Source organism: Emcibacter nanhaiensis (assembly GCF_006385175.1).
Taxonomy (GTDB): Bacteria; Pseudomonadota; Alphaproteobacteria; order Sphingomonadales; family Emcibacteraceae; genus Emcibacter; species Emcibacter nanhaiensis.
The window spans coordinates 199,665-215,748 of record NZ_VFIY01000010.1 but is presented as its reverse complement, the minus strand read 5'-3'; the positions used below and the strand labels follow the sequence as shown (position 1 = coordinate 215,748).

Below are 16,084 nucleotides of genomic sequence, written 5' to 3'. Positions count from 1 at the left end.
TACAATAGATACAGGGAGCCGTGAATGACTGCCTTGAACACTTATCGAGTTCTCGAGCTTGCGGAAAATGTAAGTGGAGAATATTGCGGAAAACTTCTTGCCGATTTTGGCGCCGATGTCATCAAGATCGAGCGGCCCGGCAGCGGCAGCCCGACACGGAACATGGGCCCCTTTGCCGGCGGCGAAGCAGGCACAGAGAAAAGCGGCCTGTTTGCCTATCTGAACACCAACAAGAAATCCGTAGCCCTTGACCTGTCCCGTGAGGAAGGGATGCTGGCGCTGGGCAAGTTGCTGGATCATGTGGATGTGGTGATTGATGACCACCGGAGCGGCTGGCTTGGGGACGTCGGCCTGGATCCGGTCTCGTTTCAGGATAAACGGCCCGGGGTGGTGCTCTGTTCGATCACCGCTTTCGGCCAGAACCCGCCGGAGGACCGGCAAAACGCAGAGGACCTGACCGTCTTCCACAGCAGCGGCTGGGGCTACCATACTCCGGGCGGGGGTTACGATCAGCGGCCGCCGCTCAAGGGTCCGGGCCGCTTTCTGGTCAGTTATGAAGCGGGCATGGAAGCCGCTATGTATGTGGCGTCTGCTCTTTATGAGCGCGAAGAGTCGAAAAAAGGCCAGTTCATCGATGTCTCCATGCATGAAGTGATGGCTTCGCGCGCCGACTATGTGCTGGCCCAGTTTGTTGCCGGGGAGATGGACGTCAGCGCCAGCCGCAACGCCTTTGACCTGTTCGGCCCGGCGGGGATTTTCCCCTGCAGGGACGGCTTCATCTATGTGTTCATGGCGACGCCACAGCACTGGGAAGGTTATAAACAGCTTGTCGGCCATCCGGACTGGGCCAAGGATCTTCCGTCTGACTGGCTGATGAAGGGGCTGACGCCGGAACGGATCGCGAACTGCCGGCGCGACCTGTGTGAGTGGCTCAAGAGCAAAAGCAAGGATGAGGCGGCGGCCGAGGCGCAGGCACTCGGCATTACCCTGGTGCCGGTCAATACGCCCAAGGATCTGCTGGCGTCGCCGCAATATCAGCACCGCGAGTATTTTACCGAAGTCAACCATCCGGTCCAGGGCACTGCGCTCTACCCGACGGTGCCCTATCGGATGAGCGAAACTCCGGCGCAGATCACGTCGCCGGCCCCGCTCCTGGGGCAACATAGCGACGAGCCCATGGCGTCTGTCAGTGGAGGAGAGAAATAATGGCCAATGTGAACAGCAAAAGAGGCGGCCCGCTTCAAGGCGTCCGCGTGGTCGAGTTATCAAAAGTCTGGGCCGGGCCGGAAACCGGCAAGCATTTCGCCTTTCTTGGCGCCGAAGTCATCAAGATTGAAAGCCAGGGCGCCATTGACCTCACCCGTTATGACAGCCTGACCGGGGACATCAACAAGGCCCGCGGCTTCCAGTCCGTCAATCCGCAGAAGCTGAGCGCCCAGATCAACATGAAAAGCGAGAAGGGCATCCAGCTGATCCTCGATCTCCTGAAAGAGACCGACATCCTGGTGGAGAACCTGCGCCCGGGCGCCATGGACCGGCTTGGCCTCGGCTACGACGTGGCCCGGAAAATCAATCCGGGTCTGGTCTATATTTCCATGGGCATGTATGGTAATGACGGCCCGCTCGCCTACCAGACCGGCTATGCGCCCTGTTTTAACGCGGTCGGCGGTCTCAGTGCCCTGGTGGGCTATGAAGGCCAGGCGCCGACCGGGATTAATGTGCGCTATGCGGATTCCACCTATGGCACCGCCGCGGCCTATGCCGGCCTCGTGGCCCTTCTGCACAGCCGCCGGACCGGGGTCGGTCAGTTTGTGGATGTGTCCGCCTGTGAAACCATGACCGGCATGATTGCCGATACCGTTATGGAGTATACCATGAACGGGGTGGAACATGCCTGCGACGGCAACCGTCATGCCGAGATGGCCCCCCATGGCGTCTATCCCTGCCAGGGCGAAGACTGGATCAGCATTGCCGTCTCCTCCGATGAGGCCTGGTCCGCGCTGGCCGACGTCATGGGACTTGCCGGGGATGACCGTTTCGCAAGCCTGGCGAGCCGCACAGCCAATATCGAGGAACTCGACCGGCTGGTTGGGGAGTGGACTAAGTCCCAGGATGTCGGGGAACTGGTCGCAGCACTTCAGAACAAGGGGATTGCCGCCGGCAAAAGCCAGAACACCCTCGACCTGATCTCCGACCAGACCTTCTGGCAGCGCGGCTTCTATCCCGACGTTACCGAGTTTGACGGCGAGACCAAAACCATTGTCGGCCCCGGGGCGAAAATGACCCGGGGGGCGGCGATCACAGACGGTGCGCCAAAGCTGGGGGATCATACCGACTATGTGCTGGGGGAAATCCTCGGTCTTTCTGAAGAGGAGCAGAAAAAGCTCAACGATGAGGGGATTATGAGCTAGTAAGCAAGGGAAACCTGCCTGCTGCAGCCGGGTTCAAATTGTAAAAGCCGGGGCCTTAGCCCCGGCTTGTTCTTTATCTGCGCTGTGCAATCGGGAAGGTGAGAATTATTACTGCTCTTCCGGGATCCTGATAATGATGCCGTCGAGGTCGTCATTCATGGTGATCTGGCAGCCGAGACGGCTGTTTGGCCGGTGATCCATGACGAATTCCAGCATGTCCTGTTCGACGGGGTCCGCTTCGCCGGCCTTTCCCATCCAGGCTTCGTCCACATAGCAGTGACATGTGGCACAGCTGCAGGTCCCGCCGCATTCACCGTCAATACCCTCGATGCTGTTGTCAACGGCGGCCTGCATGATGCTGGTGCCGTTATCGACCTCAACGTCCTGTTCATCCCCGTCGGGGCTGATAAACTTGATTACTGGCATAACTTGCTTCCTGTGAGTTTAAAAATGTCAGAAGCTCCGGCGCTGGTTTCCGCCAATGCTTCTGACAATGCAGGGCTGGTCGGTAGATCAGGCGTTTTCCGCCAGATATTCCTCGACGAAATGCAGCCGGTCGTTGCCCCACCACATCTGGTCGTCGATGATATAGATCGGCACGCCGAAAACGCCGCGCTCGACGGCCTGGTCGAACAGTTTTGCGTAGCGTTCATCCGCCTCACCAGACGCGATATAGGTGAGGAACTCATCCGGGTTCCAGCCCATCTTTTGGGCCAGGTCCGTCAGGGTTTCATCGCTCGACATATCCCCGCCGCGCCCCCAGGTGGCGGCATAGGATTCGCGGATATACTCTGTGGCCTGGCCGTGATCGATGGCGAAAAATACGCCCCGGTTGATGCGGTTGGAGTCCATCCCCTTCGGAATTTCTCCGAAGGGGATGCCGTAGCGGTTCGCCCACCGGGTCAGGTCCGCCATCAGGTAACGGATCTTGGGCGGGATCTGCATGTTTGCCGGGCCGGTATTGCCGGCCGCGATCTTGGCCTTTTTCAGGTCAATGGGCAGATAGTTGATCTCGGAGCCATGCGCGTCGGCAATTTCCACCAGGCGGTGGAAAGCCAGATAGGCATAGGGACTATAGATATCAAAATAGAAGTCTATGGTCTTCACGCCGCAACCTCCATAAAGCCGCAGCCGGTGACCCACTGCGGGATCGGCTGATATTCGATCATCTCGCCCTTGCCGCCTTCGACGAAGCCCATGGCGACCATCCAGTTTTTGATCTCCAGGCCGCCGTTGCCGGACTGTTCGATAATTTCCTCATCACTAAGGGCCAGGAAACTGTCCATGTCGCCATTTTCAATATAGCCCATGATCCGCTTGTCCCATTCGACATTGACCCGGCCCATGTCCGGCATGCCGACCCAGTGGCTGATGCCGCCGGTGCCGAAGATGGCGACGCGTTCCGCCCCGTCCCAGGACTGTACCGCTTCACGCATGTTCCGGCCGATTTCGTAACAGCGCTTGTTGGAGATCAGCGGTTCAACGCCGGAGTTTACGAGCACCGGTATGGCGCTGATTTTCGGGTTGTCGATGAAGCACAGGTGAATCGGCTGCGATGTGGAGTGATCCAGCACGATGCTTTTCGCAACGGCCCAGTCAATGCCGGTATCAAAACCATGCTGCATGATATGCGTGGCGAGCGGCTGGTTGATGCGCATCTGTTTCTGCGGCAGGCCGACCCAGGGCTCCACCGGGCCGGAGGCCTCACCGGTAACGATCAGGCACCGCGGCAGGCAGTGCGGGCCGAACACGGTATAGTGATCGTCGCCGATGACGATTACGGTATCAATATCCAGTTCATTGAGGCGATTGCCGATGTGCGCATAGGCGTTCATAACGGCGTCTGCCTGTTCCTTCGGCGGAGAGGAGGGATCCGCGGTGATAAGGGGATCGTGCGGAAGAAGAAAGCCACCTACGATTTCTGCCATTTTTTGTCTCCAGATTTACTTGGTTGTTACTGTGCCGGGCCGTTCAGGGCGCCGAGATATTCGGGAAGGGCTGAAAAGCCGCCGGACACGGCGACAAAGAACAGCATCAGCAGCATATGGCTGTGTCCCTGGTCGGCGAGCGCCTTGACGTTTTTCTCTTTCATGAGGGCTTTTTCCTCGTCGCTCATCCCGTAGGGGGCGAGAAAAGCGTCCGGATCAGCCATATATTGCTGGATCTTGTCCGGGCCGCTGGTGACGTCCCACAGGGCACGTTCAGTCGCTATTTGAGTCATTGGAAACCTCCGATATATTTTCGCAGTCTGTTTGTCGTGTCAGGCGGAATATTTCTTGTGCAACGCCGCCGCACGCCGTCCGGATTCATGGGCGCCTTCCAGGTAAGACTGGGGCACGATGTGATAGGGCGGGCGGGTTGGTCCGGCCACCATCCAGCCGGCGGCGTTCATACGCTCTTTTTCCAGGATGATATTATACATGGAGAAATCTTTGAAGCTGCCATTGGGGAATAGCGTGGACAGGGCATAGCCGATTTCGCCGGCCATAACCTTGGCTTCGCTCCAGTCATTGGTCTTTTTCGCTTCAGCAATCACATCGCGGAATTTGGTCACCGCAGCCGGGCCACAGACGGCGCTGTTGGTCCAGAAGGCGTCGCAAAAATCGGGTTCCATGCGGGCGGCGCCGTAATAGGCGGCGTCAATGGGCAGGAATTTGATCTGTCCCCTGGTTGCGGCGATGTCCTGCAGCAGGTTGCCGAGATTATTGTACTTGCTGGTCACGACCTGGGGAATGGAGGCCACCTGGGCCCAGAAGGCGGTCGGGAAGTCGAACTTGAAGGCCTCCACGTTGGCATAAACGCAGATCGCCATGTCCGGACAGGCTTCGGCGACATCCTTGTAGAACTGAACCGCGGTGTCGACGCTGGAGGCGCACCACATGGGCAGGCCAAGCATGGTGCCGGCAGCGCCCAGTTCCGCTGCCGCTCTGGTTTCACGGATGGTTTCGCGGGTGTTCAGGGCGGTGGTGCCGACAAACACCGGAACGCGACCGGCGGCGGCTTCAATCATCGTGGCCATGAATTCGTATTTCTCTTCCCAGGTCAAGGTGGCGCATTCGCCGAGTGTTCCAAGGGCGAGAATACCGTCGACGCCGCCTTCAATCAGGCCGTTGACCACGCGGGCAGTTTCTTCCAGGTCAACGGTATTTTCTGAATCCCACTTTTCGGAACCGGGTTTGGCGGGCGTCGGCATGATTGCCCAGGCACCGACGATATCATCGACGGTCAGTAGAGATTTTGATTTGGCCATTATTGTAGTCCTATTTCAATCAATTACGGGCGCTCAACGGCGCATGGCTGCGAAACGCCCAACGAAACTTAAAAAAATATCCGGCGAAATAAGAGTAGAAGCGTGCCCTGAGCGGCCATATTCTCTCTTGCCAGGAATACTAACATCCTAGCAGGTTAGATATATTAAATCAACAAATGAATCATGCCGGCGTCAGCCGGGGACTGCGCCGGAATATACGGATAGACCAGGGTGGGGGCGACCGTTCTTACCGGTTATTGATAACCGGTAAGCCAGGGCAGGGACTTGAAGGACAATTAAAAAGGGCCCGAGGGGCCCTTCTTTCCGATGGGGTAAGCGGGAGTATTACGAAGCTTCTTTCTGGTGGACGCCAGCGCGTTTGGGCTTGCCCTGTACGTGGATTTCCATAAGTCGGCTTGCCCGCTCGGCGTCACGGGCGGCGATGGCCTCGATGATATCCGCCCTCTCTTTGTCGGCTATCTCAAGCGGTTCACCACCGGGAACATTCATGGCGTTACTGTTGAACATGAAGAATTCTGACATCCGCAGATATTTCGCAGCGCGTTCCGCCTCGAATTTGGAGTTGGAGATCTGGTGAATCTGATGATAGAATTCAGCGACCAGGTCGACAAAGGTTTCGGTAATTGTCTCGCCTTTTTTGGGGGTATGAATCTGAATCTGCTGTTGTGTCATACGCAACATCGCCAGACCCTTGTCATCATGCCGTTCTGCCGCCATGGCGGCAAAGGCGCCTTCCACCCTGCCGTACACGAAGAAGAAATCCTCGATCTCTGACGGGGAGGGGGAGATCACCCGGCATCCTACCTGGGGTGTAATGATCAGATATCCTTCGGCACGCAGGTAATTCATGGCCGCCATCACTGGCGCGCGGCTGGCGCCGAATTCCTTGACAAGATCATTCGCCAGTATTTCATCGCCGAAACGATAAACTCCCCGCACCAATCTTTTCTCGATTTCCTCGCAAATGGCGCGTGTCTTTCCAGACAAAGCCGATGTATGTAAGTTGCGCAAACTGGTGACCTCTCTTGTTGTCGAATTGGCTGGTATTATAAGATACTAGACCAAAACATGTTAGCTAAACAAACTTCTAACCCATTTTCTATTTATTTATCAAGTCTGTCAGCGCCTTGCCGGCGATATGCAGCGCGGCTCTGGCGCCGAAAACCATGGATGGACCGATGGTGACCCCGCCACCCGGGTAGGAGCGGCCCATAATGGAGGCGGCAGTGTTGCCGGCGGCATAAAGGCCATTGATGGTGTTTCCACCCCTGTCCAGAACCCGGGCGTCCCTATCCGTGACCAGTCCCCCTTTCGTCCCGATGTCTCCCGCATAAATCGGAATGGCATAAAACGGCGCCTCGGTGATTGGCGCCATGGTACTGTTGGGCGCGACATTGGGATCGCTGTAGTGGCGTTCATAGGTTTCCTCGCCGCGGTGGAAGTCAGCATCCACGCCCGCCAGCGCCTGGCGATTGAAGCGTTCAACAGTATTTTCCAGCGCCACCGGATCAATATTCAGTTTTTCCGCCAGCGACTTGAGGTCGGGCGCCTTGATGACAAGATCCTTTGTTTCCGCGCTCAGCACAGCGTCCATCACCGCCGGCATCGGCTGCAGCGGGCCGGCGATATAGTTTTCCCGGCACCGTTTGTCGAAAATAAAATAACTTGGCACGTCCGGGCCGTTAGTGGAATTCGCATTTGCCATGGCGCGGCCGGCGTCATCATAGTTGGCCGCTTCGTTGAGATATCGCGCGCCCTGGCGGTTGATGATCATGGAACCGGGGAAGGAGCGCTCCATGAACATGCCGCAGGTCAGTTTCGAGTCCCTGAGCCGGTAGATGGGAATCCACCAGGCTTCATCCATGAGATGCGTGTCGGCGCCCAGCTCCATGCCGGCGGAAATGCCGTCTCCCATATTGATGTCCGGGGCAACGCTCCGTTCCGTTTCCGGGGAACGGGTGAGATAGGTCTTGCGCATCTCCTGATTGGCGCCAAATCCACCGGCGGCCAGAATCACGCCTTTCTTCGCCTTTATACGGACTTCCTTGCCGTCCCGCTCGGCAACAATGCCGATAACGCCGGTCTCGTCTCTGATGAGGCGTTTCAGTTTCGTTTCGCGCCAGATGGGAATGTTGCGTTGTTTCAGGCTCAGCATGCAGCGGCCGACCAAGGCGTTGCCCAGGGTCAGTCGTGGCGAGTTGCCGTGGCGAACAAGCCAGGGCAGGTCGAGGTAATGATGCAACGCCCTTTTCAGGACGAGCTTGAGCCAGCCCGGTTCCTTGCGCAGGATGATGGCGACTTCACCGGTGGTAAAGGTCATGCCGCCGACCACGATCTGCGGATGAGGCGGGCGCAGAATCTTGATGTCCTCGCCCAGGTCCCGGGCACTCAGGGGCAGCGGGTCGAGGGCGCGATTGCCGTCCTTGCCGCCGGGAAGGTCGGCGTAATAATCGGGAAGCCCCACCGGGCGGAACGCGATTTCTGAATGTTGTTCAAGATAGCTGACGAGGGCAGGGCCGGTGTCCAGATAGGCGCCGATCTTTTCCTCATCATAGTCCTCGCCGACAGTTTCCCTGAGATAGGTGGCGGCGTCGTCCCGCGAATCCGGATAACTAATGGATTTGAGGTGGGGATTATCCGGAATCCAGACCACCCCGGCGGATACAGCTGTTGTCCCGCCCACCAGATTGCTTTTCTCAATCACAATCGCATCAAGACCAAGGTCATGGGCGATCAGTGCGGCCGTCATGCCGCCCGCGCCGGATCCCACGATGACAACATCATGCTGATAATCCCAGTCACTGGCGTTGGTGGTTTGCGTCATTTCCTCATTCCGTCACAATATATATTAAAAAATCGACGGTCATTTCCCGGCCGGCGAGCAGGGAGGCATGACCGCGAATCGGTTTATTTTCCTGTTTCAGCCCGCGTATGGCCGGTTCATCCGGGTGCATTTTGTTCTTGTCGGCGCCTGTTATGTTCATGATGATATCGCTTTATCCTCCCGTGGCGACTTGTGGTATTTCCTTTGGTTATGGTTTTTATTTCTTTTATTTATGTGCCTCTTTACATTCATTATACATGATTTATACTAGAATTCTAGAATATAGTTTATAACAGCCTTTACATATATTCTAGAATGTTACATAATGCCTGCACCGGCCGCAAGGGATGAAAAAGCCTGTGGAGGTTGGTATCAGGGATCAAACAAGTCTTGTAATATGAAGTAAATATCTGATGCAGACGCTGCCAGGACGTCAGGTGCGGATATAGGGATCGTAATTGGATGGAGAGTAAAGTAATGCCGGAAGGCCTTCTTGAATGTGCGAGGGCGATGAAGCCCAGATTAAGAGAGCGCGCTGCCAAAGTGGAGCAGGAGCGCATCGTTGGACAGGATACGATTTCAGATTTTCGCGAAGCGGGGTTTTTCAAAATTCTCCAGCCGAAAGAATATGGCGGCTATGAGCTGTCCCCTTCCTTGCTGACCGATATCATATTCGAGGTGGCGTCGGCCTGTGGATCAAGCGGCTGGACGCTCGCCGTGCTGGCGTTGCATCAGTGGGAGGTGAAACATCTTCCGGTCCAGGGGCTGGAAGATATCTGGGGCGCGGATCGCGAAGTCCTGTTGTCTTCCGCCTATGCGCCGACCGGCCAGGTGGAGCCGGCCGAGGGTGGTTTTCTGCTGACCGGTGAGTGGCCCTATTCCAGTGGCTGTGACCACGCCGAGTGGGCGATTGTCGGCGGCATTCGCCCGCCGCGGGCCGAAGGTGACCAGCCGACCCCCTGCGGGTTTTTTGTGCCCCGGTCCGATTATGAGATCATCGACGACTGGAAGGTCATGGGGCTTGCCGGTACCGGCAGTAAACGGTTGAAGATGGAAAAAGTATTTGTGCCCGAACATCGTCATCATCCGATTTTCGGCGCGGCGCCGACACCGCCGGCGGATTTTGATCCGATCTACAAGATACCTTTCGTATTGATTTTTGGTGAGATGCTGGCCGCTGCCGCGCAAGGCATGGCCCGGGGAATCCTGGATCAGTATATCGAGCGCAACCAGTCCCGCCTGGGGGCTTTTGACCGGTCCAAATATGCCGACAACCCGGATGTGCATCGTTATATCGCCGAGACGGAATATGCTATTCGCTCTGCCCGTGCCATGAGCCATGCCAACCAGCAGGCGGCCTATGACGCGGCGAACGAAGGTGTTGAGCAGCCGGTAATTGATAAAGCGCGTCATTTGTGGGAGATGGCCAAGTCCGTGCACGGCTGTACCGAGGCGGCTTCCCGGCTTTATTCCATCAGCGGGGCGCATACGATCTTCGAAGGCGATTCATTGCAGCGGGCGTTCCGCGACATGCAGAGCGCAACAACGCATATGGCCTTTAACTTCAATGGATACGCACGCAACTATGGCGGGATGCACATGGGGCACCCCAACACGCTGAACCTCATCTAGGTTCAGCGTAAGCCAGATAATAATGTTGAGGGGCATCTGTGTGCCCATTTTATTAACATTCTAGAATGGAAATGGACTGGGCGCAGGGCGCCACAAGGAGCGCGAGGGGTCGCGCTGAATAGGAGAAAATAATGAAAGTATTAGCCTTCCAGCAATTGCCGTACCGGCATCTGCCTGATGATTTTGCAGAAAAATATAATTCTGTTGTGAAGACACCTTATTTCGAGCTGGTGGATTCGAAACTGATGCATCAGGATCATGTCCACTTCCTGGACGAAATGCTGCATGCCGCCCGTTGCGGGTTTGACGGCATCGGCCTGACAGAACACAGTCAGGCCTCCTATGATGTCCTGCCGAACCCGAACCTGCAGCTGGCGGCGCTGGCCTATGCCACCCAGTCGGAAGGCCTTGACACGGCACTGGCCTGCCTCGGCCGGGCTCTTGGCAAATCCAAGGAGCCGCTGCGCATTGCCGAGGAATATGCCGTGCTTGACCAGATCAGCGGCGGCCGCCTGATTGCCGGTTTCCCGATCTCCCTGAGTTACGATTCCAACCAGAACCAGGGCATCCCGCCGATTGAAACCCGGGCCCGCTTTGCCGAGAATATCCAGCTGATCGACAGGGCGCACAAGGAGAAGGAGCCGTTTGCCTTCAACGGGACATTCAGCAAACATCCCCATGTCAATATCTGGCCGCGCCCGGTCCAGCCGAACCTGCCGGTCTGGTCACCGGCGGTGGGCAACCCGCATACCCTCGGCGGCATTCTCGACCGTAACCAGGTGTTCCTGTACCTCAGCTGGTTCGGTCCGAAACTTACCGGCCGCGTGTTCAAGCGCTATTGGGATATGGCTGAAGAGCGCGGTCGCGACCGCAACCCCTATCGCCTGTCCTTCCTGCAGTGTGTCGCTGTTGGCGAGACCGATGAAGAAGCGCATCGCGAATATGGTCCGCACGTAAAAGCCGGATTTAACACCGGCCTCGGCTGTATTCCGCCGAGCAGCCTCGGCATCCCCGGGTATATGGACATCCGCGGTGTTGAAGCCATTACCAAGGACCCGGGCGACTTCGGCCTGTTCCCGAAAATGCGCACTGCCACCTATGAGGAAATCGTCGATTCACAGGCCTGTATCGTGGGCGGCGTGGATACAGTGACAGAACAGCTCCTGGAGCTGGTCAAGGAGCACCGCATCGGCAACCTGCTGCTGATGACGCAGCATGGCTCCATGCCGACGGAGCTGACCAAGAAGAACATCAGCCTGCTTGCGGAAAAGGTAATGCCGCGATTGCGCGAGGAGTGGGAAAAAACCTTCGGCGCGGACGACTGGCATAACCATTGGTGGCCGACCGGCCTGTCCAAATAAGACGCAACTGCAGAGAAAGATTCGGAGTTAGACGAGATGAGCAATAATACAACACTCAAGGGGCCTGAACGGGACGAAACTGTAAGCGTCTGGAATGGCGAGATCGATATGCGGGTGCGCATTGCGGGCAGCGGCCCGGCACTGGTTTATTTCCATCCGGCCGCCGGCCTTTACTGGGATGAATTCCTCGACAAGCTGGCGGAGGACTATACGGTTTATGCGCCGGAATTGCCGGGCACCACACCGGGCGATCCCTACGCCATTCACAAGGTTGGCAACTATAATGATCTTCTTCTCATGTATGAAGAACTGCTGCGCAAGCTTGACCTGGGTGGAGCGATTGCAGTGGGTCAGTCCATGGGTGGCATGATCGCCTGTGACCTGGCGGCTTACTTCCCCACCCTGTTCAGTCGCCTGGTGGGGCTGGCGCCCTGCGGCCTGTGGCGGGACGATGCCCCGCTCGGCCTTGCCGATCTTTACGCGGCAGCGCCGGAGGCGCTTCCGGGCTATGTGTTCAAGGATCCTTCAATTCCCGCGGCGCAGGCCATGTTTGCCCTGCCGGAAAATCCTGAAGATATTCCGATGCACGTAGCGCAGAGTGTCTGGAACCTGGGCTGCGCCGGCAAGTTCCTGTGGCCGTTCCCCGATACCGGCATGCGCAGCCGCCTGCACCGGATTTCCATTCCCACGCTGATTGTCTGGGGCCGTGATGACCGGGTCGTGCCCGCGGTCTATGCCGAGGACTTCGCCAGCGGGATCGAGAACTGCGAGGCTCGTATCTACGAGAATTGCGGCCATATCCTGCAGATGGAAAAAATTGACGACGCAGTGGCGGACGTCAAGGGTTTCATTTCCTAGAAGATTGAGTGGCGTTCACATGGTGTGTTGCTCAGCATTTCCACCATGTGAACGCATAAAGAGTGAATAATGAAAGAACCAGTTTTTGATTCAATGGAATTTCGTCGCGCCCTCGGTACTTTTACCACGGGGGTGACGGTAATTACCGCGCGCGGCGCGGACGGGGAACCCGTCGGGGTCACGGCAAACAGTTTCAGCTCTGTATCCCTTGAACCGCCGCTTGTTCTGTGGAGCTTGGCGAAAAGCGCCCACAGTCTTTCGGTCTTTCAGGAGGCGGAATATTTCGCGATCCATATTCTTGCCGCGAACCAGGAAGACCTGTCCAACCGGTTTGCCTCCCGCGGCGAGGACAAATTCGCTGCTCTGGATGTGGAAGACGGTCTGGGTAAAACGCCGTTGCTGTCCGGCTGCTGTACCAGGATGCAGTGCAAGACGGTGTATCGGTATGAAGGCGGCGACCATATTATTTTTGTCGGTGAAGTCGTTGACCTGGTACGCGACGATGTGCCGCCGCTGGTTTTCCAGGCTGGCAAATATGCCGTTGCCGCCCGCAAGGCCAGTGAAGCGCCATTGCTTCCTGCCGGCAGTTCCGAGTTCAAGGAAGACTTTCTGGGGTACCTGCTGTGGCGAGCCTATTTCCAGTTTCACTGTGAGATGAGAAAGCAGGCACCGATTTCAGATTTATCCGATCAGGAATTCCTCATTCTGAGCACCTTGTTTCACAGCAACTGGCGCAGCGCAGACGGTCTTTGCAACAGTGTGTTCCTTGATAGTGACCGCGAAGAGGCGGCCCGCGCCCTGGCTTCATTGTTGGAGAAGGGGCTGATCGAAAAAAAGGCCGGTGATAACAATGTCGACCTTTACGGTGTAACTGACACCGGTAAAGAAAAAGCGCTGGGCCTGTTGGGCGCCGCGAAAGCAACGGAGGCAGACTTCCTCGACAAGCTTGGCACGTGGGAAGGGGGCGCCCTCAAAAATCTGCTTAAAGGGTTCATAGTGGAGACGAACCCCGGACTACCGCATCCGTGGGAACGCACGGACAATGAAAGCCTTTAGCTAAACGATAAGGCGACCATTGCCGAAATTGCGCCAGTTGTGCGCTTTTGCGTGTCTTCTACGCAACAAAAACCGAAATTTGCTCGAAAAACCTGAAGGAACAGGAGGTGTCAATTAGACTCTTTAAAACTAAAATGCTAATATATTAATACTTAAGGATACTAGAATGACAATACCAAGGGAGACGATTCATGAAAGTATGTATGATACAGGGAGGCCTGGCATGAAAAAATCAAGAATGATGCTGTTGCCGATCGTTGCAGCTTCCATTCCGGTCTGGACGATGCCGGCGATGGCTGAAGACGACGCGGACAATTTCCAGATCGAGGAAATCGTGATCACGGCGCGTAAGCGTGAAGAATCCATCATGAAAGTGCCGGTGGTGGCTACCGCACTGTCCGGGGAACATCTGGACCAGTTCCAGACCAGCGATCTGTCAAAAATGGCCGATGAAGTTGCCGGCCTGAACCTCGGCTCCGCCACCAGCGTGTTCGGGACCCAGGTGTCCCTGCGTGGTGTCGGCACATCGGTGTTGAATGGCAGTATCGACCAGTCCATCTCCCTCAATATCGATGGTATGCAGATGACCCAGGGGCTGGCCTATTCCATCGGTTCCTTTGATATGGCCCAGCTCGAGGTGCTTAAAGGTCCGCAGGCGCTGTTTTACGGCAAGGCCTCCCCCGGTGGCGTGATTTCCATCCGCACCGCGGACCCGTCGGATGAGTTCGAATTGATCGGCCGGGCCGGCTATGAGATTGAAGCAGAAGAAAAGCTGTTTGAGTTGGTTGTTTCCGGCCCAGTGTCCGATACCCTCGGCGTACGGCTGGCCGGTAAATTCTCTGATTCCAACGGCTTTTTCAAAAACGAAGGTGTGGCCGGCGGTCTTGGTGCTGCTGATCCCAAATACGATACCGTGCCGCAGAATAAAACATGGATGTTCCGCGGCACAGCCGTCTGGAATCCGAGCGACGAGTTTAGCGCCCGCCTGAAGGTGAATTATGCTGACGTTGAAATCGAAGGCGCCGGCTGGGGCGGCCAGATGGGGTCCTGTCCGGATGGCACAGCACCGACGACGACACCGTTCGCCTTCCTTGGCGGCGGCGAGGACTGCGTCCTTGACGATACCGTTTACAGTGTTGCACTCGACCCGGATTATTTCCCGGGCATCAAGAACAATGGTACGCCCATCAACGCGTCAGAGCAGATTTTCGGCACTCTCGAGCTGAACTACAATGTTCGGGACGATCTGATCCTGACGTCCGTGACCGGTTTCTATGACCTTGACCAGGAATCCATGATCAACGGGACGGGAACGACCCTGATTGGACCAGGTTTCCCGGTTCAGGGGGACTTTGACCGCAAGGACTTTACCCAGGAACTGCGTTTGACGTCGAATTTTGATGGCAACCTGAATTTCATGCTGGGCGGGTTCTATCAGGATGCGTCCATGGATTTCCTGGTTGATTTGCCGGTCAATACGGCGTTCATTGCCATGGGTATTCCGCTTCCCCCCAAGCTTGCCTTTGCGGATCACCATATCGATATTGAATCCGTGTCCCTGTTCGGACAGGTGCTGTGGAACATCACGTCTGAACTGGAACTGGGCGCCGGTGTGCGCTGGACCGACGAGGACCGGACCCATACCCAGCTGAACATGTTCCCCACGCTGATGGGGATGGACCCGGTTGCTACGGATCTGGCGGTGCCGAAGCTGTCCAGCAGCAACTGGTCGCCGGAAGTTACCCTGACCTATACACCGACGGATGACCTGACCGTGTTTGCCTCCTTCAAGCAGGCCTACAAGTCCGGTTCATTTGATTCCTCCGGGCAGTTCCAGGACGGTGACGATTCCTCCTTCGGGGACGAACGGGTCCGCGGCGGCGAGATCGGCCTCAAGACCCGTTTGATGGAAGGGGCCGTCAATTTTAATATCGCCGGCTACTACTATCGCTTCCGGGATCTGCAGGTTGGCGCCAATGATGTGGACCTGGAAGGCAACATCGTTATCCACACCACCAATGCGGCCTCTGCCGATGTTTACGGGATTGATGCCGATGTGACCTATATGCCTGAAGGAGTGGAAGGTTTGACCCTGAAGGCAGCCGTGAACTGGAATATCGCCGAATATGATGAGTTCACCAATGCCCAGTGCTGGGGTGGCCAGACCATCGCTGAGGGCTGTAACCAGCTTCTCGATCCCAACACCGGTCTCTTTACCGCCCAGGATATCTCCGGCGGTAAACTGATGCGCGCCCCGGAATGGGCCGCCACCTTCGGTTTTGACTACCAGACCCAGGTTGGCAGCGATATGACGCTGGCCCTCGGCGGGAACGCCAATTACTCTTCCGAGTATTACACCAACCTGCTGCTCCGGGACGACATGATCCAGGAAGACTTCATCAAGTTCAACGCCAGCATCGCGCTGCGCGGGGCGGATGACAAGTGGGAACTGGCGCTGATCGGCAACAACCTGGGCAACAAGATCGTGACCGGGAACTGCGTCAACGCGCCGTTCCAGGACGGCACCATCTTCAGTGCGACGGTTACCGGCGCGCCGGTAAAGGGCCCCAGCGGGGATGAGGAACTGTTCTGTACACCGGAACGTGGCCGTTCCCTGTGGCTGCGGGCGACTGTCAAATACTAAGTCCGTCAGGGTAACATCTCGAACTGA

The 16,084-nt window shown here is 56.8% G+C and carries 15 protein-coding genes; 7 read left to right on the top strand and 8 right to left on the bottom strand.

Features of this window, described 5'->3' with window-relative positions; genetic code table 11:
- The first annotated feature begins 24 nt into the window (after positions 1-24).
- Both FIV46_RS10485 and FIV46_RS10480 read left to right on the top strand, forming a co-directional pair.
- The gene (locus FIV46_RS10485) at positions 25-1,206 is read left to right on the top strand and encodes a CaiB/BaiF CoA transferase family protein (protein ID WP_139940869.1); all 1,182 of its coding nucleotides are present in this window, start codon (positions 25-27) and stop codon (positions 1,204-1,206) included.
- Entirely contained in the window at positions 1,206-2,411 is a 1,206-nt protein-coding gene (locus FIV46_RS10480) for a CaiB/BaiF CoA transferase family protein (RefSeq protein WP_139940868.1), read from the top strand. The genes FIV46_RS10485 and FIV46_RS10480 overlap by 1 nt, the downstream gene beginning before the upstream one ends.
- Positions 2,412-2,519: 108 nt before the next feature.
- Here the strand turns inward: FIV46_RS10480 and FIV46_RS10475 are convergent, their stop codons facing one another.
- The 8 genes from FIV46_RS10475 to FIV46_RS18085 all read right to left on the bottom strand — a co-directional run bounded on the left by FIV46_RS10475 (position 2,520) and on the right by FIV46_RS18085 (position 8,666).
- On the bottom strand, positions 2,520-2,837 hold the full coding sequence (locus tag FIV46_RS10475; protein WP_139940867.1) for a 2Fe-2S iron-sulfur cluster-binding protein: 318 nt from the start codon (positions 2,835-2,837) through the stop codon (positions 2,520-2,522).
- 87 nt (positions 2,838-2,924) lie between these two features.
- Positions 2,925-3,518 (bottom strand): 2-hydroxychromene-2-carboxylate isomerase, encoded by a 594-nt coding sequence (locus FIV46_RS10470; RefSeq protein ID WP_181163182.1) that lies wholly within the window; start codon positions 3,516-3,518, stop codon positions 2,925-2,927.
- Positions 3,515-4,339: a DODA-type extradiol aromatic ring-opening family dioxygenase gene (locus FIV46_RS10465; RefSeq protein WP_139940865.1), complete on the bottom strand. Its 825-nt coding sequence runs from the start codon at positions 4,337-4,339 to the stop codon at positions 3,515-3,517. Before FIV46_RS10465 ends, FIV46_RS10470 begins: the two co-directional genes overlap by 4 nt.
- A gap of 26 nt (positions 4,340-4,365) precedes the next feature.
- Positions 4,366-4,632: a hypothetical protein gene (locus FIV46_RS10460; protein WP_139940864.1), complete on the bottom strand. Its 267-nt coding sequence runs from the start codon at positions 4,630-4,632 to the stop codon at positions 4,366-4,368.
- Between the two features lie 39 nt (positions 4,633-4,671).
- Entirely contained in the window at positions 4,672-5,661 is a 990-nt protein-coding gene (locus FIV46_RS10455) for a dihydrodipicolinate synthase family protein (protein ID WP_219846079.1), read from the bottom strand.
- Positions 5,662-6,006: 345 nt separating this feature from the next.
- Complete coding sequence (locus FIV46_RS10450) at positions 6,007-6,669, bottom strand: GntR family transcriptional regulator (protein WP_139940863.1); 663 nt, start codon at positions 6,667-6,669, stop codon at positions 6,007-6,009.
- Between the two features lie 112 nt (positions 6,670-6,781).
- Positions 6,782-8,506, bottom strand: a complete 1,725-nt coding sequence (locus tag FIV46_RS10445) for an FAD-binding protein (RefSeq protein WP_139940862.1) — start codon at positions 8,504-8,506, stop codon at positions 6,782-6,784.
- Positions 8,507-8,510: 4 nt separating this feature from the next.
- The gene (locus FIV46_RS18085; RefSeq protein WP_181163181.1) at positions 8,511-8,666 is read right to left on the bottom strand and encodes a hypothetical protein; all 156 of its coding nucleotides are present in this window, start codon (positions 8,664-8,666) and stop codon (positions 8,511-8,513) included.
- 302 nt (positions 8,667-8,968) lie between these two features.
- Between FIV46_RS18085 and FIV46_RS10440 the strand changes: the two genes are divergently transcribed.
- From FIV46_RS10440 to FIV46_RS10420, 5 genes are all read left to right on the top strand, one after another.
- Positions 8,969-10,138, top strand: coding sequence for an acyl-CoA dehydrogenase family protein (locus tag FIV46_RS10440; protein ID WP_139940861.1), 1,170 nt, complete (start codon positions 8,969-8,971; stop codon positions 10,136-10,138).
- Between the two features lie 131 nt (positions 10,139-10,269).
- The gene (locus tag FIV46_RS10435; RefSeq protein ID WP_139940860.1) at positions 10,270-11,499 is read left to right on the top strand and encodes an LLM class flavin-dependent oxidoreductase; all 1,230 of its coding nucleotides are present in this window, start codon (positions 10,270-10,272) and stop codon (positions 11,497-11,499) included.
- 36 nt (positions 11,500-11,535) lie between these two features.
- A complete protein-coding gene (locus FIV46_RS10430) occupies positions 11,536-12,357 on the top strand; it encodes an alpha/beta fold hydrolase (RefSeq protein ID WP_139940859.1) in 822 nt (273 codons plus the stop codon).
- Positions 12,358-12,426: 69 nt separating this feature from the next.
- Positions 12,427-13,413: a flavin reductase gene (locus FIV46_RS10425; protein WP_139940858.1), complete on the top strand. Its 987-nt coding sequence runs from the start codon at positions 12,427-12,429 to the stop codon at positions 13,411-13,413.
- 223 nt (positions 13,414-13,636) lie between these two features.
- Entirely contained in the window at positions 13,637-16,057 is a 2,421-nt protein-coding gene (locus FIV46_RS10420; RefSeq protein WP_181163180.1) for a TonB-dependent receptor, read from the top strand.
- The last annotated feature ends 27 nt before the right edge of the window (positions 16,058-16,084 follow it).

Coding starts and splice junctions, on each gene's coding strand:
- FIV46_RS10485 (WP_139940869.1), top strand. CDS start 25: ATGACTGCCTTGAACACTTATCGAGTTCTCGAGCTTGCGGAAAATGTA.
- FIV46_RS10480 (WP_139940868.1), top strand. CDS start 1,206: ATGGCCAATGTGAACAGCAAAAGAGGCGGCCCGCTTCAAGGCGTCCGC.
- FIV46_RS10475 (WP_139940867.1), bottom strand. CDS start 2,837: ATGCCAGTAATCAAGTTTATCAGCCCCGACGGGGATGAACAGGACGTT.
- FIV46_RS10465 (WP_139940865.1), bottom strand. CDS start 4,339: ATGGCAGAAATCGTAGGTGGCTTTCTTCTTCCGCACGATCCCCTTATC.
- FIV46_RS10460 (WP_139940864.1), bottom strand. CDS start 4,632: ATGACTCAAATAGCGACTGAACGTGCCCTGTGGGACGTCACCAGCGGC.
- FIV46_RS10455 (WP_219846079.1), bottom strand. CDS start 5,661: ATGGCCAAATCAAAATCTCTACTGACCGTCGATGATATCGTCGGTGCC.
- FIV46_RS10445 (WP_139940862.1), bottom strand. CDS start 8,506: ATGACGCAAACCACCAACGCCAGTGACTGGGATTATCAGCATGATGTT.
- FIV46_RS18085 (WP_181163181.1), bottom strand. CDS start 8,666: ATGAACATAACAGGCGCCGACAAGAACAAAATGCACCCGGATGAACCG.
- FIV46_RS10440 (WP_139940861.1), top strand. CDS start 8,969: ATGGAGAGTAAAGTAATGCCGGAAGGCCTTCTTGAATGTGCGAGGGCG.
- FIV46_RS10435 (WP_139940860.1), top strand. CDS start 10,270: ATGAAAGTATTAGCCTTCCAGCAATTGCCGTACCGGCATCTGCCTGAT.
- FIV46_RS10430 (WP_139940859.1), top strand. CDS start 11,536: ATGAGCAATAATACAACACTCAAGGGGCCTGAACGGGACGAAACTGTA.
- FIV46_RS10425 (WP_139940858.1), top strand. CDS start 12,427: ATGAAAGAACCAGTTTTTGATTCAATGGAATTTCGTCGCGCCCTCGGT.
- FIV46_RS10420 (WP_181163180.1), top strand. CDS start 13,637: ATGAAAAAATCAAGAATGATGCTGTTGCCGATCGTTGCAGCTTCCATT.